Source organism: Streptosporangium pseudovulgare (assembly GCF_014648055.1).
In the GTDB taxonomy this organism is placed as follows: domain Bacteria; phylum Actinomycetota; class Actinomycetes; order Streptosporangiales; family Streptosporangiaceae; genus Streptosporangium; species Streptosporangium pseudovulgare.
Window position 1 is genome coordinate 216,761 of record NZ_BMQJ01000008.1, and the last position, 18,975, is coordinate 235,735.

Genomic DNA, 18,975 nt, shown 5'->3' on the forward strand with positions numbered 1-18,975 from the left:
GTCCCGCGACCACACCACCGTCACCGCGATGCCCCCGGCCAGGTGCAGGCGGCCGTCGGTCAGGCGGAAACCCCGCCGGGTGTAGTTCAGCGTCGGCGCGGCGAGGTGCTTCTTCTTGAACCGCGGCATGCCCGCCCGCCGCCGCATCGGCAGCCGATCCTTGATGTCCTTGAGCGCCTTGGCACGTGCCTTGCCGTAGTCGCGGATGATCTGCTGCTGCGGCACCGATCCGCCCTCGCGCAGCCATGTGTGCTCGGCGCGCCAGCCGGTCAGCATCTTGTCCAGGGCGGCCGGGCCGCAGGGCTCCTGGGCCGTGTGCGCGGCGCGGGAGGCGGCCACGCACGCATTCCACACCCACCGGCACCGATCCCACTCGGCCATCAACGCGGCCGGCGCCGCAGACGACAGACGCAGCCGGTAGGTGTACCGGGCGTACCCGGCCCCCGGAGCACCGAGCGTCGTCATAGCCCGATTTCTAGCAGGGACCCCTGGCAGACGGACCCGTTTCCGGCCACCCGCCCACCTCCACGAACGCATGACCACGCGGAACCACGGCGGAGCGCGGCTCCCCCGACCGACGCTGAGACCGTCCGCCCGCCGCGGGACCGCACCCGGGTGGTCCCGGGACAGAGAAAGACGATCCGCCTGACAGCGGATCGTCTTTCTCTGTCCCGCTACGCGGGAGGCCGGATTCCTCCCCGGTCTGAAGACCGGGGCATCCTCCGATTTCTCGGTGATGACGACTCCACCGTGACGGCGGCTTCACCGTGACGCCGGGCGGCCACGGTCGCGTGGGCCGGAGGGGCGCCTTCCGCCGCCGGAACCGGCGAGGCCCGCCTCCCCTCCACCGAACCGCGGTGGAGGGGAGGCGGGCCTCCTCATGCGCCGGGATGCGGGCTCCGCCGTGACCGCCGGGAGTCGGCGGTCACGGCGTCCGCGGGGGTCAGCCGCAGTTGGCCCAGCCCGAGCCCGTACTGCCGGTGGAGGAGCCGCCGCTGACGCGCACGCACTTCCCCTTGCCGGACAGGACCACCGGCCCGGCGTAGAACTCGTAGCTGCCCCGGTCGGTCTTGCTCTCGCCGTTCTGGACCTCCAGGGTCGCCCAGACCGAGGTGGCGACGCCCACATTGGCGGTCTTCATCGTGACCGCGCAGTTGAGGCCGCTGGAGGAGTTGTAGAGCTGGTAGGCGGTTCCTCCGGCGAACGGGACCGACCGCTGCACGTAGAAGCCCGCCCCGCAGACCTGCTCGGGGGAGTACGGGTTACGGGCCGGCGGCTGCGTCGGCTTCTCCGGGGCGCTCGTCGACGGCCGGCTCGTCGGGGCCGGCGGGACCGCCGTCGGGCTCTTCGGGCTCGTCGGGACCACCGTCGGCCTGGTCGTCTCCGTCGGCCTGGGCGGCGGCGTCGGCTTGGCCGTCTGCGTCGGCCTGGGCGGCGGCGTCGGCTTCACCGTTCGCGTCGGCGTCGGCGTCGGCGACCAGGTCCTGGTGGGCTTCGGCTCGGCCGTCCGCGTCGGCCTCGGCGGGTGCGTCGGCCGGGGCGCCTGCGTGGCGGTCACCGTGGGCGTCGGCGTGGGGACCCACGTCGGGCTCGCGGTCGGCGCCCACGTCGGGCTTCCGCTCGGCTGGGGCGTCGTCGGGGCCGTCGGCATCGGGGTGGCGGGTCCGCTCGGCTGGGGGGTAGCCGGGGCCGTCGGCGCAGGGGAGCCGCCGTCGGTCGGCTGGGGTGACGCGGGCCCGCTCGGCGGCGGCGTCGGGGCCGGTGTCGGGTCGACCTCCGGCTTGTTGGGGTTCCTTCCCTTGCCGTTGCCGTTGCCGTTGCCATGGCCGTTGCCGTTGCCGTTGGTGGGCTGCGCCGTGGGCTGGGCCGGGGCCGTGGGCTGGGCCGGGGGCGTCGGCGCGCCCGTGGCGGGGTTCGTCGGCACCGGTACGGGCGGCGAGGTGGGGTACGCCGTGATCGACGGGATCGGCGGGGGGACCGGGGTCTCCGTGGCCAGCCTCATCGGCGAGACGTCCGGGACCCCGGGGTCGGTCGTGGCGTTCCACGGCACGGTCACCCTGGCCGTCGGCTGGTCGCCGATCCCGCCCTGGTCGCCGTACCCGCCGGTGTCACCGGTGTCGCCCTGGCCCTGGCCCTGTCCCTGGCCCTGTCCCTGCCCCTGGCCGTTCCCCTGGGCGTTCCCCTGGGCGACCCGGGACAGGCCGGAGTGGCCGTTCCCGCCCTGGGCGGCGGCCTGCTCCACACTGCCGAGCGAGGTGTACTGCCCCGCCGCCCACAGCCCGGCGCCGGACAGCAGGACGGCCCCGCCCACGCAGGCGGCCAGCGCCACGGAGAGCTTGCCGTTCCTGCGCCGCTTCTCGGGCTCGGGGGCCAGCTGCATCACGACCGGTCCCTGCTGGTCCGGCGGCGGCGCGTCCGTGGGGAGCGGCGGCGCGCCCCAGCCGGAGGGGACCGCCGGCTGCGGGAGGGTGGCCTCCGGGTGGCCCGGCGCGGCGGCCTGCGGCGCCTCGGGCCGCCAGTCGTCCCCGGTGATCTGCGGCACCTGCTGCTCGCCGAGCAGGCGGAGCATGGCGGCCTTGGTGTCCGGCCGTTCCTGGGGGCGCTTGCTCAGGCAGACGGCGAGGAGGCCGGCCAGGTCGGCGGGCAGGCCGACCAGGTTGGCCGGGCCGTCCATCAGCCTGTCCAGCTGCCCGCCGAACGGGGAGCGGCCGGTGGCCGCGTACAGGACGGTGGCGGCCCAGGAGAAGATGTCGGCGGGCCTGCCGGGGACGACGCCGGCCCCCGGGGTCAGCTCGGCCTGGATGTGCTCGGGGGCGCGGTAGTCGGGCTCGGGGCCGATGACGCCGAGGCCGATGTCGCAGACGAGCGGCCCGTCGGGGCCGAGGATCACGGTGTCGGGGCTGAGGCCCCCGTGGGTGATGCCGGAGAGGTGGACGGCGGTCAGCGCGGTGAGGGTGGCGACGGCGAGCCGCTCCAGCGCGTCGCCGGTCAGTGGGCCGTCGGCGGTCACGGCCTCGCGCAGCGAGCGTCCCTCGACGTGTTCGCGTACGACGTACGGGGTGTCGCCGTCCCAGCCGACCTCGATCAGCTTCGCGGTGTGCGCGCCGGAGACCCGCCTGACGGCCTCCAGGCCGTCGGTGATCTGCGCTCGCGCGCCGGGGTCGATCCCGGGCCGCGGGGGCAGGATCCGGATCGCGCGCAGGGTGTCCTCGTCCGGCAGGTGACCCAGATGAACGGGGGGCTGAAGGCGGCCGAGACGGCCGACGAGGACGTATGGACCTATACGTCCTGGGTCTTCAGCCAGCAATGGGTTTAAATCGCCCATTTCACTCCTTCTGGCTCAACTTGCCATCAAAACCGCTGATTGGCGGTCTAGTCCTATCGAACCAAACGTGCGTCACGAAATTCACATAATTCACATCTCTTTCACGCCCCGTTCTCGAGCGCGCCCGCCCGCCACCTCCGGCGGCGCCCCGCGGGGATCGCGATGCCGGCCACGACGACCGCGCCCGCCGCGGCGAACGAGCCGAGGGCGACCCACCCGGCGATCGACATGCTCCGGACGTCCTTCGCCGGCGCCCGCCGTATCGCGTCGGGCGGCAGCGGGACGGGCGGCGGCGGCGCGAGCGCGACGGCCTCCGAGGGCAGCACCGCCGTGACGGCCAGTAGCGGGTTGACCATCCCCGCGCCGACGCCCGCCCCGGTGCCGCCGTCGGCGGTCAGCGTGATGCGCCGCACCGTCGCCTCGGCGCTCAGCTCCGGGTGGTACGCCCGGACCAGCGCCACCACCCCCGCCACGTACGGCGCCGCGAAGCTGGTGCCCCGCAGGTCCTCCCGGTAGGTGACCCACGGCCAGGTGCTCGTGACCCCCTCGCCGGGCGCCAGGACGCTGACCGGGGAGCCGGTGTTGGAGAAGTCGGTCCGGCGCCCGTCGGGGCCGGCGGCGCCGACCGACAGCACGCCGGTATAGGTGGCCGGATAGGCCGGTGTGGAGTCGTTGTCCTCGGAGTTGCCCGCCGCGGCCACGATCACCGCCCCCTTGGCCTGGGCGTAGGTGACCGCGGTGCGCAGGTCGGGATGGTCGCTCGCCCGGACAGACACGTTGATCACATCGGCGCCGAGGTCGGCGGCCCGCGCGATGGCCCGTGCCAGGTTCCCCACGTCGCCCTTGGAGGTGACCGTGTGCTTGACGGAGATCAGCCTGGCCTGCGGCGCGACCCCGGAGAAAGGCGACTCCTTGCGCTGCCGCCCGGCGAGGATGCCCGCCACCGCCGTGCCGTGACCGTCGCAGTCGCGCGTCCCGGTGTCGGAGCCGGTGACGTCGTACACGGCGGCCCCCTTGAGCTGGGGGTGCGTGATGTCCAGCCCGCTGTCGACGACCGCGACGGTGACCCCGGCGCCCTTGGTCAGCCGCCACACGTCTCGCAGGCTGAGCCGCCGCTGCGCCCAGGGCTCGGCGATGCTCCTCGTGCCGGGTTTCGGTGTGCACTGCGTCGGCTCGGCCGCCCGCGCGGCGGGCGGCCCCTCGGGCAGCGGGACCGCCCGCGCGGCGGCGGGCGGCCCCGGGGGCGCCATGGTCGCCGTGGCCGCTCGCGCGACGGACGGTCCCGGCGCCGCGGCCGCCGCCAGCAGCGACACGGCGGCTAGTGTCCGGCCGATCACCATGTGTCCCCCCGGGCTGGGTGAATACCGGGCGAAACACTACTCAACCCGATCAAGGGACGTCATGCCGACGGCCGAATCCCCGCCCGGGGACCGCCCGGGGACCGCCCGGGGACGGCCTGGGGACACGGCCGTGCGGCCCGGGAGGGCCACCGTCCCGCGGGGGACGCCGCCGGGCCGTCAGGCAGGACGTCGCCGGGCCGTCAGGGAGGGCGCCGTACGGCCCGGGAGCACCGCCGGGCGGTCGGTGGACGCCACCGGACCGCCCTAAGCTGCTGTCGTGCGAGGACGGGCCGCCGGACGTGACGGCGGCCGTCCGGTTCGCGGAGGAACGCGGCGAGGAGCGGCATGAGCGAGTATCCGTGGGGCGAGGCGACCGCCACCGGGATCGGATCCCACCCGGGGGAGGACCACGTTGAGGCGGTCAGGATCGTCTTCGGCGAGCTGCCCGCCCTGCCGTACCTCCCGGAGCTGCCCGCGCGCGGCGTCGGCGCCGACATGGTCGGCAGGGCCGCCTCGCTGCTGGTCGAGCTGCCGGTGGAGGTGCAGCCGTCCGGGTGGCGCTTCACCGACCGGCCGGGACGCGACCTGAAGCGGGCCCGCGACCACCTGCGGCGCGACCTCGACGCGCTGGAGGAGGCGGCGCAGGGGTACGAGGGCCCGCTGAAGATCCAGGCGGCCGGGCCGTGGACGCTGGCCGGGGCGATCGAGCTGCGGCACGGCGACAAGACGCTCGCCGATCCCGGCGCGGTGCGCGACCTGACCGCCTCCTTCGCCGAGGGGCTCGCCGCCCACCTCGCCGACGTGCGGCGCAGGGTTCCGGGGGCCACGGAGATCGTCCTGCAGCTCGACGAGCCGGGGCTGCCGGGCGTCCTGGCCGGCACGGTGCCGACCGCCTCGGGCTTCGGGCGGCTGCCGGCCGTGGATCCCCAGATCGCCGCCGAACGGCTGGGCGCGGTGCTGCCCGCCGGGGCGTTCCCGATCGTGCACTGCTGCGCCCCGGACGTGCCCTTCGCGCTCCTCCGTACGGCGGGCGCCCGGGGGATCTCGCTCGACGCCGCCCTGCTCCGGCGGCGCGACGAGGACGCGATCGGCGAGGCGATCGAGGCCGGGACCGCCCTGTTCCTCGGCGTGGTGCCCGGTGCCGGCGCCCCGCTGCCCGACGTGGGGGTGGTCGCCCGGCCCGCCGTCGAGCTCTGGCGCCGCCTCGGCTTCCCCGCCGCGACGCTCGCCTCGCAGGTCGTCCTGACCCCCTCCTGCGGGCTGGCCGGGGCCTCGCCCGCCTACGCCCGTGCCGCCCTGGCGAAGGTGCGCGGCGCGGCCCTGGTGCTGCGGGAGGACCCCGGCGAGTGACCCCGCCCGGACCGCCCTCCGGGGGGTGAGGCGGTCCTCACATTGTCGGTGCCCGGCGATAGCGTTTCACTTGGGAGTCGCTGCTTCTGCGGCCCCTGACCGGCCGGTTCGCGGTGACGAGGGGAGATCTTGGGTGATGGGCGCTGAGACGGAGGCCGGGGTCGCGCCGGCGTCGGCGAGGAAACGGCACGCGGAGCTGGCCGAGCTGGTCGATGAGGCCAACTGGCGCTACTACGTGCTCGACGCGCCCACCGTGAGCGACGCCCAGTACGACGCGTGGATGCGCGAGCTGCAGCGGCTGGAGGAGGAGAACCCCGCCCTGCGCACGCCCGACTCCCCGACCCAGAGGGTCGGCGCGCCGATCACCAGCGACTTCGCCTCGGTGGCCCACCTGCGGCGGATGGAGAGCCTGGACAACGCGTTCAACGCCGACGAGGTCGCCGCCTGGCAGGCGAGGGCCGAGCGGCTGGCCGAGCGCGACCCGGCCCCCTACCTGTGCGAGCTGAAGATCGACGGCCTGGCGATCGCGCTGGTGTACGAGAAGGGCCGCCTGGTGCGCGGGGCCACCCGCGGCGACGGCCGGGTCGGCGAGGACGTGACGGCCAACGTGCGGACCCTCGCCGACGTGCCGCAGCGCCTGTCCGGCGACGGCGTCCCCGACCTGCTGGAGGTCCGGGGCGAGGTCTACATGCCCGTCGAGGGGTTCAAGCGGCTCAACGAGCAGCTGGTCGAGGCCGGCAGGCAGCCGTTCGCCAACCCGCGCAACTCCGCCGCGGGCTCGCTGCGGATGAAGGACCCGCGGGAGACCGCGCGGCGGCCGCTGCGGATGATCGTCCACGGGGTCGGCCCCTGGGAGGGCGGCGCCCCGATGCCCGCCTCGCAGTCGCAGATCTACGAGCGGCTGCGGGAGTTCGGGCTGCCGGTGAGCGACCTCTACCGGGTCGTCGGCGGCCTCGACGAGATCAACGCCTACATCGAGTACTACCGCGGGCACCGCCACGACCCCGCCTACGAGATCGACGGCGTCGTGGTGAAGGTCGACGGCCTCACGCTCCAGCGCGAGCTCGGCTCCACCAGCCGGGCGCCGCGCTGGGCGATCGCCTACAAGTACCCGCCGGAGGAGGTCAACACCAGGCTCCTCGACATCCAGGTGGGTGTCGGCCGCACCGGCCGGGTCACCCCGTTCGGCGTCATGGAGCCGATCGTCGTGTCCGGTTCCACGGTCGAGCGCGCCACCCTGCACAACGCCTCCGAGGTCGTGCGCAAGGGCGTGCGGATCGGCGACACGGTGGTGCTGCGCAAGGCGGGCGACGTGATCCCGGAGATCGTCAAGCCGGTCGAGGAGCTGCGCGACGGCAGTGAGCGGGAGTTCGTGATGCCGACGCACTGCCCGGAGTGCGGCACCGAGCTGGCCTACGAGAAGGAGGGCGACGCCGACCTGCGCTGCCCCAACACCAGGTCCTGCCCCGCCCAGCTCCGCGAGCGGATCTTCTTCGCGGCCGGCCGCCGGGCCTTCGACATCGAGGGCCTGGGCTACGTCGCGGCCACCGCGCTGACCCAGCCGCTGCCCCCGCAGCAGCCGCTGATCCGCACCGAGGCCGACCTGTTCGACCTGACCGCCGAGCAGCTGCTGCCGATCCGCTCGGTGGTCCGCGACCCCGACACCGGACTGCCCAAGACCGACCCGGAGACCGGCGAGCCGAGGATCGTCTCCTTCTTCGCCAACCAGAGCGGCGGGCTGAGCAAGAACGCCGAGAAGATGCTCCAGGAGCTGGAGCGGGCCAAGACGAAGGAGGAGACGACCGTGGCGCGGGTCCTGGTCGCGCTCTCCATCCGGCACGTCGGCCCGCCCACCGCCCAGGCCATCGCCGCCGAGTTCCGCTCGATCGACGCGATCGCCGCCGCCTCCGAGGAGGAGCTCGCCGCGGTCGAGGGCGTCGGCCCGCGGGTGGCCGCCGCGATCCACGACTGGTTCCAGGTCGACTGGCACCGGGAGATCGTCGACCGGTGGAGTGCCGCCGGGGTGCGGATGGAGGACGAGGCGCCCGCCGACCTGCCCCCGCAGACCCTCGCCGGGCTCACCTTCGTGGTGACCGGCACGCTGGCCGGCCTCACCCGCGACGAGGCCGGCGCGGCCCTGGCGAGCCGGGGCGGCAAGGTGGCGTCCTCGGTCTCCAAGAAGACCTCCTTCGTGATCGTGGGCGAGAACGCCGGGTCCAAGTTCGACAAGGCGGTCAAGCTGGGCGTGCCGATCCTCGACGAGGAGGGCCTGAAGGTCCTCCTGGAGGACGGGCCCGAGGCCGCGGCCGGCATGACGGTCACACCCGAGGCGTGACCGGGGCGGCCCCGCCCCGGACGTGCCGGGGCGGGGCCGCCTCACGGCTCTCCGCCGGGGACGCGGGGCCGTACGGTGGGCCGGGGGCGGGAGAACGATCGGCGGAACGAGGGCCGGGGGACGAGCGAACGGCCGGCGGGACGCGGGCCGGGGGACGAGCGAACGGCCGGCGGGGCGGCCGGGGAACGGGAGGGCGGCCGGCGCGGACGGGAAAACGGACGACGGGCCGGAGGACGGGGAAGACGGGGAGAGACGGCGGGTAAGACGGGGAACCACTCAAACCCACTCGTAACGGAACGTGCCCAACCGGTTTCGCGAAGTGGCCCAAAGGCCGTACTCTCCCATAGGGAACTAATGGGGGTTTTGTTATTCATGGCTGACCCGAACGACACTCGCGACACCGGGCCACGCGTGGGCTCACCACTGTGGACCTACCTCACCGCCGTGATCACGGTCGGGTTCGCCATCCTCGCGGGGGCGCAGTGGTGGCTCGGCCCGGCCGAGATGCTCGTCCTCGCCCGCAGCCCGATGTTCTGGATGCTCACGGTCCTGGTCGTGCTCGGGGAACTGCGGCCGGTCCTGCTGTCGTCGTCGACGTCCGTGGGCGGCACCTACCCGTCGACGATGTTCATCTTCGCCGCGCTCCTGCACTACGGCATGCCGGTCGCCGTGCTGATCCAGGCGGTCGGCATCGTCGTCAACGCGGCCGTCACCCGCCGGGCCTGGCACCGGGTCATGTTCAACATCGCCCAGACGACGCTGGCCTGCGCCGCCGCCGGCGCGGTGCTGGAGGCGCTCGGCCACCCGCCCGTCACGGCGGGCGGGCGGACGCCCGAGGGTTCCGTCCTGCTCGCGATCGCGCTGGCCGGGCTCGCCTACTTCACGGTGCGGGGGCTGCTGGTCTCCGGCGCGGTGGCGCTGCACGAGCGCCGCTCGATCCGCCGGGTCGTCCGGGCGGCGATCGGCCACCAGAGCCTGGTCTACGCCGGGCTGATCGGGCTGGCGCCGCCGGTCGTGGTGGTGATGAACCACTCCCCGGCGCTGGTCCCGCTGTTCGTCGCGCCGATGGCCGCCGTCTACTTCACCGCGACCCTGTCGCTCCGCCGCGACCACCAGGCGATGCACGACGGGCTGACCGGGCTGCCCAACCGAAAGCTGCTCGTGCTGCGCACCGAGGAAGCGCTTGCAGAGGCCCGGCAGGGAGAGCGGGTCGGCCTGTTCCTGCTCGACCTCGACCGGTTCAAGGAGGTCAACGACACCCTCGGCCACCCGGTCGGCGACCGGCTGCTGCAGATCGTGGCGCACCGGCTGACGCACAGCGTGCGGCCGGGCGACGTGGTGGCCCGGCTCGGCGGCGACGAGTTCGCCGTGCTGCTGCCCTCGGTGCGCGATGCCGCCGCCGCCCGCGAGGTCGCCGCGCGGCTGCGGGTGGCCCTCACCGAGCCGGTCCGGCTGGAGGGGATGACCTTCGACCTCGACGCCTCGGTCGGCATCGCGCTCTACCCCGACCACGCCCCCGACTTCGAGCTGCTGATGCAGCGCTCCGACGTGGCGATGTACCTCGCCAAGGAGGGGCGGACGGGCGTCGAGACCTACGTCGCCGAGAAAGACCGCAACAGCCCCGACCGGCTCAACCTCCTGGGCGACCTGCGCCGGGCCATCGACCGCTCCGAGCTGCGGCTGTACTACCAGCCCAAGCTGGACCTGGCCGTCGGCGAGGTGCGGGGCGTGGAGGCGCTGCTGCGCTGGCGTCACCCGGAGCGCGGGATGATCTCGCCCCGCGAGTTCGTGCCGATGGCCGAGCAGTCCTACCTCATGCGGCACCTCACCCAGTACGTCGTGGACGCGGCCCTGGAGCAGGCCGCGCACTGGTGGCACGCCGGCCTGCACGAGCAGATCTCCGTCAACGTCTCCGCCCGCGACCTGCTCGACTCGGCGCTGCCCGACCGCCTGGAGGCCGGCCTGGCCTACCACCGACTGCCGCCCAAGGCGATCCAGCTGGAGGTGACCGAGCGCGTCCTGATGACCGACCAGTCCTACACCGCCGACGCCGTACGCGCCCTGGTCTCCCTGGGCGTGCCGCTGGCGCTGGACGACTTCGGCACCGGCTACTCCTCGCTGGTGCGCCTGCAGCGGCTGCCGGTCTCCGAGGTGAAGATCGACTCCTCGTTCGTCCGCCGGATCGGCCAGTCCGCCGACGACGAGCGGATCGTCCGATCCATCGTCGACCTGGTCCGCTCCCTGGGCCTGCGCTCGGTCGCCGAGGGCGTCGAGTCGGCCGAGGTCGCCGACCGGCTCACCGGCATGGGATGCGACCTCGCCCAGGGCCGGCTGTTCGCCGGGCCGATGCCCGCCGCCGAGGCCACCGCCTGGCTGCACGAGCACCGCGGCCGCGCCCTACCCGGCCTGGCCCTGCTGCGCTCCGGAGAGGTCCTCGACGCCCGGACGGCGTGACACCGCCCCGCCGTCCGCCTCCCGCGCGGTCCCGTCTTCCGCGCCGTCCCGCCTTCCGCGCCGGACCGCGGGGCGGGTCGCGGGGCGGGTCGCGAGCGGCGGGGCCGCCCGCGGGCCGGGCGCGGCACCGGTCCCCGGGCGGGCCGTGGGGGGCGAGGGGTCAGGCACGTTGGGTCACGCGCCCTAAGATGACAGTGTCCAATTGCCATTCCACGAGACGGGTTCAACGACTCATGTCCGCCATAACCCGCGACGAGGTCGCTCACCTCGCCCGGCTGTCCCGGCTGGCGCTGGCCGACGAGGAACTCGACCACTTCGCCGCCCAGCTCGATGTGATCATCGGTGCGGTCGCCCGCGTCGCCGAGGTGGCGGCCGACGACATCCCGCCGTCCTCGCACGCGCTCCCGCTCACCAACGTCTACCGCCCCGACGAGGTACGGCCCGGCCTCACGCCTGAGCAGGCGCTGGCCGGCGCCCCCGCGGTCGAGGACGAACGCTTCCGCGTTCCGCGCATCCTCGGGGAGGAAGCATGAGCCTCACTCACAAGACCGCCGCCGAACTCGGCGCGCTGATCGCCTCGGGCGAGGTCTCGGCCGTCGAGGTCGCCCAGGCCCACCTCGACCGGATCGCCGCGGTGGAGCCGCAGGTCAACGCCTTCCTCCACGTCGACGCCGAGACGACCCTGGAGCAGGCCCGCACCGTCGACGCCCGCCGGGCCGCCGGGGAGCGCCTCGGCCCGCTCGCGGGCGTGCCGATCGCGCACAAGGACGTCTTCACCACCGCCGACATGCCGACCACCGCCGGCTCGAAGATCCTCGAAGGCTGGCGCCCGCCGTACGACGCGACGGTGACGCGGCGGCTGCGCGAGGCCGGGCTGGTGATCCTCGGCAAGACCAACCTCGACGAGTTCGCGATGGGCTCCTCCACCGAGAACTCCGCGTACGGCCCCACCCGCAACCCGTGGGACCTGTCACGCATCCCGGGCGGCTCCTCCGGCGGCTCGTCGGCCGCGGTCGCCGCCTACGAGGCGCCGCTGTCCACCGGCACCGACACCGGCGGCTCGATCCGTCAGCCCGCCGCGGTCACCGGCATCGTCGGAATGAAGCCGACCTACGGCGGCTCCTCCCGCTACGGCCTGATCGCCTTCGCGAGCTCCCTGGACACCCCGGGCCCGTTCGCCCGCAACGTCATGGACGCCGCGCTGCTGCAGGAGGCGTTCTCCGGCCACGACCCGCTCGACTCGACGTCCATCGACGCCCCGGTGCCGAGCGTCGTCGAGGCCGCCCGCCAGGGCGACGTGGCGGGGCTGCGCATCGGCGTGGTCAAGGAGTTCGGCGGCGAGGGTTACCAGCCGGGCGTGCTCGCCCGCTTCCACGAGACGGTGGAGCTGCTGGAGTCGCTCGGCGCCAAGGTCGTCGAGGTCTCCTGCCCGTCGTTCACCGTCGCCCTGCCGGCGTACTACCTCATCGCGCCGTCGGAGTGCTCGTCCAACCTCGCCCGCTTCGACGCCATGCGGTACGGCCTGCGCGTCGGCGACGACGGCACGCGCAGCGCCGAGGAGGTCATGGCGCTGACCCGGGCCGCCGGGTTCGGCCCCGAGGTCAAGCGGCGCATCATCCTCGGCACCTACGCGCTGTCCAGCGGCTACTACGACGCCTACTACGGCCAGGCGCAGAAGGTCCGCACGCTGATCGCCCGCGACTTCGAGGCGGCCTTCGGCCAGGTGGACGTGCTCGTCTCGCCCACCACGCCGACCACGGCGTTCCCGATCGGCGAGCGCGCCGACGACCCGATGGCGATGTACCTCGCCGACCTGTGCACCATCCCGGCCAACATGGCCGGCAACGCGGCGATCTCGGTGCCGTGCGGCCTGGCCGACGAGGACGGGCTGCCGGTCGGCCTGCAGATCATGGCCCCGGTGCTCGGCGACGACCGCTGCTACCGGGTCGCCGCCGCGGTGGAGAACGCCCTGGAGTCCCGCTGGGGCGGCGCCCTGCTGTCCAAGGCCCCGGCGCTGTAAGGGCACTCGGGGAAAACGGCGACGGGCGCGACAGGGGGGAGCGGCGGCATGATCACTCGGATCGAGATCGACGGGTTCAAGTCATTCTTGAACTTCGACCTCGACGTGCCGCCCTTCCTGGTGCTGGTCGGTCCCAACGCCAGCGGCAAGTCGAACCTGTTCGACGCCCTGGAGTTCGTCGCCGACGAGGTCGCCGGGTCCGGCGGGCTGACGGGCGCCACCCGCGGGCTGCCCGCCGAGCAGTTCCACCGGGTGGCAGGCGGCACCCCGGTGCCGGGCTTCGTCGTCTCGGTCGAGGCCCTGGTCGCCCCGGAACCCGGCGCGCTGCTGCCGATCCGGATCGACGCGGGCGCCGAGATGGTGCTGCGGATTCCCCGGGCCAGCGGCCCGGTCGTCAGCCACGCCGTCCGCCAGATCCCGGAGGAGCTGCTGGAACTGGTGGTGGAGGACCCGGAGCCGGAGACCACGCCCCACCGTACGGTGCGGGCGTGGCGCAGGCACGCGCCGTCGCCGCGGGCCATGCGCCGCAGGAGCGTCCCGGCCGGCACCGGGCCGCTCACCGGCGACGGCACCAACCTCGCCGCGGTGCTCGCCCGGATGGCCGGGACGGCGGCGCTGGCCGACCTGGTGGCCGACCTCGCCGGGGTCGTGCCCGGCGTGGCCGGGCTGGTGCCCCACGTCGAGCGGGGAGAGTGCTCCTTCGACCTGGTCTTCGACGGCCAGGGGCCGGCCCCGGCCGCGCTGCTGTCGGACGGCACCCTGCGGGTCCTCGCCCTGCTGGCGGCCCTGCACGACCCCGACCACCCCTGCACGCTCCTGGTGGAGGAGATCGAGAGCGGCGTGCACCCCGCCCGCGTCGGCGAGCTGCTCCGGCGCGTCCGGCAGCGGGTCGCCATGCCCGGGGGCGCCGAGCCGTTCCGGCAGGTGATCGTCACCAGCCACTCCCCGGCCGTGGTGGCCGAGACCTACCGCACCGACCCGGACGCGCTGACCTTCCTCGACACCGCCGTCCGCGTCGACCCCGACAACGACCGGGTGTCGCGGGTGACCGTGGCCAAGTCGGTCCAGCCGTACGGCGAGCCGGGCACGTTCGTCTCGCCCCGGCAGGTCCGCGAATACCTCGGCGCGGCGGCATGACGCCCCGCTCGCTGGTCCCCGGCCTGATCGCGGAGGGGGAGGCCGCCGAGAGCTTCCTCGGCATCGTGATCTCCCGGCAGCTCCGGGAGCTGACCTGGATGTCGCCCCACGTGGTCGACGTCGAGGCGACGGAGGTCGTGACCTGCAGCCGCGACCGCGTGGTCGCCGCGATGCAGGAGCTCGCGGCCGACTGCCACCTGCTGTTCACGCACAACGTCGAGTGGGAGCGCGGCAAGATCGGCGGGCGGGCCGACGGCGTCCGGTACCACTCCCACTACCTGGTTCCGGTGGTCAGCCTGGGCGACACCGACGCGTGGCTGCTCGCCGACCCCGGAGTATGGGCGAAACTGGAGGGAAGCGACCTCAGCCGGCTGCCCGCCCGGCCTCGTGACGTCGCCAGGATCGCGGACCCCGGCGAGGTCCTGGCCGCGACCGTCCCCCGGCGGGGCAAGCCCCTGCGCGACTACTTCCAGTACATCGGACGGAACATCGATCTCGGCGTGCTGGCCCAGGTGCCCGCCTACGCGGACTGGGTGGCCGAGACGCGGAACGCACTGAAAGGACTTGGTTACCTGTGAGCGGCACGGCCGCTCGCAGCGAACAGGGAAAATGGTGAACGACCAGTGAGCGGGAGAGAACCCGACGCACTGAGCGGAGCGGAGTGCGGGGCACGAGCGCTCCGCGCAGCGAACGAGGAGTGGTGAGCGACCAGTGAGCACGGAAACGCTGATGCCGTACGACGAGGCGCTGGAGCGCTTCGAGCCGGTGCTCGGCCTGGAGACGCACGTCGAGCTCGGTACGGCGTCGAAGATGTTCTGCGGTTGCCCGACCACGTTCGGCGCCCCGCCGAACACGCACGTCTGCCCGGTCTGCCTGGCCCTGCCCGGCGCGCTGCCGACGGCCAACGCCGCGGCCATCGAGGCGACGATCCGCATCGGCCTGGCCCTCAACTGCTCGATCGCCGAGTGGTGCCGCTTCGCCCGGAAGAACTACTTCTATCCGGACATGCCGAAGAACTACCAGATCAGCCAGTACGACGAGCCGCTGTGCTTCGACGGCTACCTCGACGTCGAGGTGAACGGCGAGGTCGTGCGGGTCGAGATCGAGCGGGTCCACCTGGAGGAGGACACCGGCAAGTCCACCCACGTGGGCGGCGCGACCGGCCGCATCCACGGCGCCGACTACTCCATCGTCGACTACAACCGGGCCGGCATCCCGCTGGTGGAGATCGTCACCAAGCCGATCCCGGGCACCGACCGGCTCGCCCCCGAGGTCGCCCGCGCCTACGGCACCGAGCTGCGCGAGCTCGTCCGCGGCCTCGGCGTCTCGGACGTCCGCATGGAGGAGGGCTCCATGCGGTTCGACGTGAACGTCTCCCTCATGCCGCGCGGCTCCTCGGAGTGGGGCACCCGTACCGAGACCAAGAACGTCAACTCGCTGCGCAGCGTCGAGCGCGCCGTCCGCGGTGAGATCGAGCGCCAGGCGGCCGTCCTGGCCGGCGGCGGCCGGATCATCCAGGAGACCCGCCACTTCCACGAGGACACCGGCTCCACCACGCCCGGACGGTCCAAGGAGGAGGCGCAGGACTACCGCTACTTCCCCGAGCCCGACCTGGTGCCGATCGCCCCCGACCCCGCCTGGGTCGCCGAGCTCAAGGCATCTCTGCCGGAGCTGCCCGGCGCGCGGCGCAAGCGGCTGCAGCGGGAGTGGGGCGTGTCCGACCTCGACATGCAGTCCATGCACAACGCCGACGCCATCGACCTGGTCGAGGCGACGGTCGCGGCCGGCGCCCCGCCCGCGGACGCCCGCAAGTGGTGGATGGGCGAGCTGGCCCGCCGCGCCAACGAGGCCGGGGTGCCGCTGCGGGAGCTGCGCATCACCCCCGACGAGATCGCCCGGGTGTGCGCGATGGTCGCCGGCGGCGCGCTGAACGACAAGCTGGCCCGCCAGGTGCTGGAGGGCGTGCTGAACGGCGAGGGCACCCCGGACGAGGTCGTGGCCGCGCGCGGCCTGCAGATCGTCAACGACGAGGGCGAGCTGTCGGCGATCATCGACCAGGTGCTGGCGGGCAACGCCGACGCGGCCGACAAGGTCCGGGGCGGCAAGATCGCCGCGGTCGGCGCGCTGGTCGGCGGCGTCATGAAGGCCAGCCGCGGCAAGGCCGACGCGGGCCGCGCCCGCGAGCTCATCCTGGAGAAGCTCGGCGTCTCCGAGTAGCGTCCTTCCGGGGTGCCGGGAACGTTTCCCGGCGCCCCGGAGCCCGGCTGCGGCGTTCCGGTGGGAAACAGCCTGAGAGGCACGTGAGAGACCAATTGTTACGTCTTTCCGGAGCTTCGCCGGTGGTTCTGGTTTAGGGTTGCGGCAGGAAAGAGCCGGACGCGGGACGCAGGAGGAGCCGGGGCTGTGGGGAACGCCGGATCACCGACGGACCCGCCGACCGACCCGTTCGCGGCGGTGCCCCTTCCCACCCGGCCCGTCCGCCCGGGAGCCCGCGGCATCGCCCCGGTCTCCGGGAACGGCTCGCGTCTGCCCCCGGGCGTCTCACCCGACATCTTCGGCCCTTCCGCCCCGGCACAGCCCTCTGGCACCGCCGGGCAGACCGGCCGGCCGGGCGGCCTGCCGCCCGTGACCCCGGCCGCCCAGCCCTGGCGGGTGGCCGCCCAGCCCGAGAGCTCTCTGCAGCAGCGGACCCTGCGGGACGAACCGTCCCTGGCTCCCGGAGGCGGCCCGGCGAGGCCCGAGCCGTCCCCCTCCGGCGAGGAGAACCCGCCCCCGCGGCGGCTCCGCCGGATCATCGCCGCGGTGCTGGCCCTCGCGGTGCTGGCCGGTGCCGCCTACGCCGCCGCCGCGATCTTCATGTCCGGGAAGATGCTGCCCGGCACCCGGGTCCACGGCGTCCCCATCGGCGGGCTGACCGCCACCGAGGCCGCCGACCGGCTCAGGGACGAGCTGGCCGACGACGAGGCCAAGGACGTGGTCGTCCGGGCCGCGGGCAAGAAGTACGCGATCGACCCCGGCAAGGCCGGGCTGGAGTTCGACGTCGTCTCGACCATCGACCAGGCGTCCAGCGGCTTTCCCAGCCCGACCCAGGTCTGGCGGGCGCTGACCGCCACCACCGACCTGAAGCCCAAGGTCAGCGTCGAGCCCGAACTCCTGGACTCCACCGTCGAGGCCCTGGCCAGGAAGGTCGACATCGAGGTGCGGGAGGGGGCCGTCGCCTTCGAGGGCCTCAAGCCCGTGGCCGTCACCCCGGCATCCGGCCGGAAGCTGGACCGGGAGGCCGCCGCCCGCGCCATCGAGAAGGCGTTCCTCGGCCCGGCCCGGGAGGTCGAGCTGCCCGTCTCGACGGTCAGGCCCGAGGTCACGGCCACGGTCGTCAAGCGGGTCGCGGCCGACGCGGACAAGGCCGTGGCCGGCCCGGTCACCCTCACCCACTCCGGCAGGCAGGTCCGGCTCGACGCCGAGACCCTCGCCGCCCACCTGTCCTTCGAACCCGACGGCGCGGGCGGCATGCGCCCGGCGTTCGACGCCGCCAGCGCGGTGGCGACCGTCGAGAAGAAGCTCGTCGATCCGGCGCTGGCCCCCCGGGAGCCGACCTTCGAGATCGTCGGGGGCAAGCCCCGGCTGGTCCCCGGCCGCCGGGGCAAGGGCATCGACGACCACCGGCTCGCCCAGGCGGTCGCCCGGATGGTCGCCGAGGGCGGCAGCCGTACGATCCCCGTCACGCTGACGACCGTCCAGCCGCGGATCTCCGAGGCGGAGGCGCGGGGGCTCGGCATCAAGGAGAAGATCAGCGAGTTCACCACGAACTTCCTCTGCTGCCAGCCCCGGGTGACCAACATCCGCACGATCGCCAAGCTCCTGGACGGCTACCTCGTCAAGCCCGGGGAGACCTTCTCCCTCAACGGCGTCATCGGCCAGCGTGACACGGCCCGGGGCTTCGTCCCGGCCCCCATGATCCAGAACGGCCGACTGATCGATTCCGTGGGCGGCGGCATCTCCCAGTTCGTCACCACCATGTACAACGCGGTGTTCTTCGGCGGCCTGGAGGACGTCCAGCACGTGCCGCACGAGTTCTACATCTCACGCTATCCGGCGGGGCGGGAGTCCACGGTCTCCTGGCCCGCGCCGGACTTCCGCTGGAAGAACGACTCGAAGTACGGCGTGCTGGTGAAGACCTCGTCGACCGCCACCTCGGTCACGGTCTCCTTCTGGAGCACCAAGCGGTATGACATCGAGTCGGTCTCCTCCGACCGCTACGACTTCACGCCCTTCGAGAGCACGACCGACAGCGGGCCCAGCTGCATGCCGATGACCGGCCAGCAGGGGTTCTCGATCGACGTGACCCGGATCTTCAAGCAGGACGGGCGGGAGGTCAAGCGGGAGACCAGGAAGGTCGTCTACAAACCCGAGACCAACCTGACCTGCAACTCCGCGCCCGCCTCCGACTCGGAACAGGAGCAGGCGGACTAGGCGGGTCCCTCTTCTCCAGCTGGGGCTTTTCGCGCGGTGGATGGCTTGGGCGGGTTTCGCGCGTTCCGGCTGGGGCTTTTCGCGTCGCGGGGCGGTTCCCTTTGGCGGGGCGGGGTGACGCTTGCCGGGTTGGTGGGTGGTGCGCACTGCGGTGGGTGTTCCGGCCGTTCAGGCTGGGGCTTTTCGCGTTTGGGGGTGTTTGCCTGGGTTGGGGCGGGCCGGTGGTTGCCGGGCTGGTGGGTGGTGCGCGCTGCGGTGGGTGGGTGTTCCGGCCGGCGTTGTGGCTGGGCTCCGGTGGTCTCCGGCCTCCGGCCTGGCCTCGGGCGCGACGGTTTCCGGCGTTTTGAAGCCGGCCGGAACACCCACCCACCTCCGCGCCATGCCTGCTTCGTTCGTACGGCGTGCTCGCCGTAGCTTCTCCTTTTCCGCCGGCCCATGGTCCTCGCCGATGCTGAAGCGACCCGTTGCTCCTGGCTCAGGGCGGGTCGCCGTAGCCTTGCGGCCACACTGACGGGGGAGAGCGCAGGGCCGGGCGCCGTAG

The 18,975-nt window shown here is 73.6% G+C and carries 12 protein-coding genes; 9 read left to right on the plus strand and 3 right to left on the minus strand.

What is annotated here, in order from left to right:
- From IEZ10_RS39025 to mycP, 3 genes are all read right to left on the minus strand, one after another.
- The coding region (locus IEZ10_RS39025; RefSeq protein ID WP_268246331.1) for a transposase at positions 1-465 on the minus strand (465 nt) is incomplete at its 3' end.
- Positions 466-943: 478 nt separating this feature from the next.
- The gene (locus IEZ10_RS17850; protein WP_189247637.1) at positions 944-3,325 is read right to left on the minus strand and encodes a serine/threonine protein kinase; all 2,382 of its coding nucleotides are present in this window, start codon (positions 3,323-3,325) and stop codon (positions 944-946) included.
- Positions 3,326-3,426: 101 nt separating this feature from the next.
- Positions 3,427-4,638 carry a type VII secretion-associated serine protease mycosin gene (mycP, locus tag IEZ10_RS17855; RefSeq protein ID WP_189247638.1) on the minus strand — a complete coding sequence of 404 codons (1,212 nt, stop codon included), beginning with the start codon at positions 4,636-4,638 and terminating at the stop codon, positions 3,427-3,429.
- Between the two features lie 372 nt (positions 4,639-5,010).
- Here mycP and IEZ10_RS17860 point away from each other — a divergent pair, with 372 nt between their 5' ends.
- The 9 genes from IEZ10_RS17860 to IEZ10_RS17900 all read left to right on the plus strand — a co-directional run bounded on the left by IEZ10_RS17860 (position 5,011) and on the right by IEZ10_RS17900 (position 18,434).
- Positions 5,011-6,015 (plus strand): methionine synthase, encoded by a 1,005-nt coding sequence (locus tag IEZ10_RS17860; protein ID WP_189247639.1) that lies wholly within the window; start codon positions 5,011-5,013, stop codon positions 6,013-6,015.
- 136 nt (positions 6,016-6,151) lie between these two features.
- Positions 6,152-8,350 (plus strand): NAD-dependent DNA ligase LigA, encoded by a 2,199-nt coding sequence (gene ligA, locus IEZ10_RS17865; protein ID WP_189247640.1) that lies wholly within the window; start codon positions 6,152-6,154, stop codon positions 8,348-8,350.
- Positions 8,351-8,722: 372 nt separating this feature from the next.
- Positions 8,723-10,804, plus strand: a complete 2,082-nt coding sequence (locus tag IEZ10_RS17870) for a putative bifunctional diguanylate cyclase/phosphodiesterase (protein WP_189247641.1) — start codon at positions 8,723-8,725, stop codon at positions 10,802-10,804.
- 233 nt (positions 10,805-11,037) lie between these two features.
- Entirely contained in the window at positions 11,038-11,337 is a 300-nt protein-coding gene (gene gatC, locus IEZ10_RS17875; RefSeq protein ID WP_189247642.1) for an Asp-tRNA(Asn)/Glu-tRNA(Gln) amidotransferase subunit GatC, read from the plus strand.
- Positions 11,334-12,824, plus strand: coding sequence for an Asp-tRNA(Asn)/Glu-tRNA(Gln) amidotransferase subunit GatA (gene gatA / locus IEZ10_RS17880; protein WP_189247643.1), 1,491 nt, complete (start codon positions 11,334-11,336; stop codon positions 12,822-12,824). Before gatC ends, gatA begins: the two co-directional genes overlap by 4 nt.
- 48 nt (positions 12,825-12,872) lie before the next feature.
- Positions 12,873-13,961: an AAA family ATPase gene (locus IEZ10_RS17885; RefSeq protein ID WP_189247644.1), complete on the plus strand. Its 1,089-nt coding sequence runs from the start codon at positions 12,873-12,875 to the stop codon at positions 13,959-13,961.
- Positions 13,958-14,539, plus strand: a complete 582-nt coding sequence (locus IEZ10_RS17890; RefSeq protein WP_189247645.1) for a hypothetical protein — start codon at positions 13,958-13,960, stop codon at positions 14,537-14,539. The genes IEZ10_RS17885 and IEZ10_RS17890 overlap by 4 nt, the downstream gene beginning before the upstream one ends.
- Before the next feature lie 151 nt (positions 14,540-14,690).
- A complete protein-coding gene (gatB, locus tag IEZ10_RS17895; RefSeq protein ID WP_189247739.1) occupies positions 14,691-16,178 on the plus strand; it encodes an Asp-tRNA(Asn)/Glu-tRNA(Gln) amidotransferase subunit GatB in 1,488 nt (495 codons plus the stop codon).
- Between the two features lie 186 nt (positions 16,179-16,364).
- Positions 16,365-18,434: a VanW family protein gene (locus IEZ10_RS17900; protein ID WP_189247646.1), complete on the plus strand. Its 2,070-nt coding sequence runs from the start codon at positions 16,365-16,367 to the stop codon at positions 18,432-18,434.
- Positions 18,435-18,975 lie beyond the last annotated feature (541 nt).

What these genes read in the sequence shown, in the direction of transcription:
- IEZ10_RS17850 (WP_189247637.1), bottom strand. Translation starts at nt 3,325, where the DNA reads ATGGGCGATTTAAACCCATTGCTGGCTGAAGACCCAGGACGTATAGGT.
- IEZ10_RS17860 (WP_189247639.1), top strand. Translation starts at nt 5,011, where the DNA reads ATGAGCGAGTATCCGTGGGGCGAGGCGACCGCCACCGGGATCGGATCC.
- ligA (WP_189247640.1), top strand. Translation starts at nt 6,152, where the DNA reads ATGGGCGCTGAGACGGAGGCCGGGGTCGCGCCGGCGTCGGCGAGGAAA.
- IEZ10_RS17870 (WP_189247641.1), top strand. Translation starts at nt 8,723, where the DNA reads ATGGCTGACCCGAACGACACTCGCGACACCGGGCCACGCGTGGGCTCA.
- gatC (WP_189247642.1), top strand. Translation starts at nt 11,038, where the DNA reads ATGTCCGCCATAACCCGCGACGAGGTCGCTCACCTCGCCCGGCTGTCC.
- gatA (WP_189247643.1), top strand. Translation starts at nt 11,334, where the DNA reads ATGAGCCTCACTCACAAGACCGCCGCCGAACTCGGCGCGCTGATCGCC.
- IEZ10_RS17885 (WP_189247644.1), top strand. Translation starts at nt 12,873, where the DNA reads ATGATCACTCGGATCGAGATCGACGGGTTCAAGTCATTCTTGAACTTC.
- IEZ10_RS17890 (WP_189247645.1), top strand. Translation starts at nt 13,958, where the DNA reads ATGACGCCCCGCTCGCTGGTCCCCGGCCTGATCGCGGAGGGGGAGGCC.
- gatB (WP_189247739.1), top strand. Translation starts at nt 14,691, where the DNA reads ATGCCGTACGACGAGGCGCTGGAGCGCTTCGAGCCGGTGCTCGGCCTG.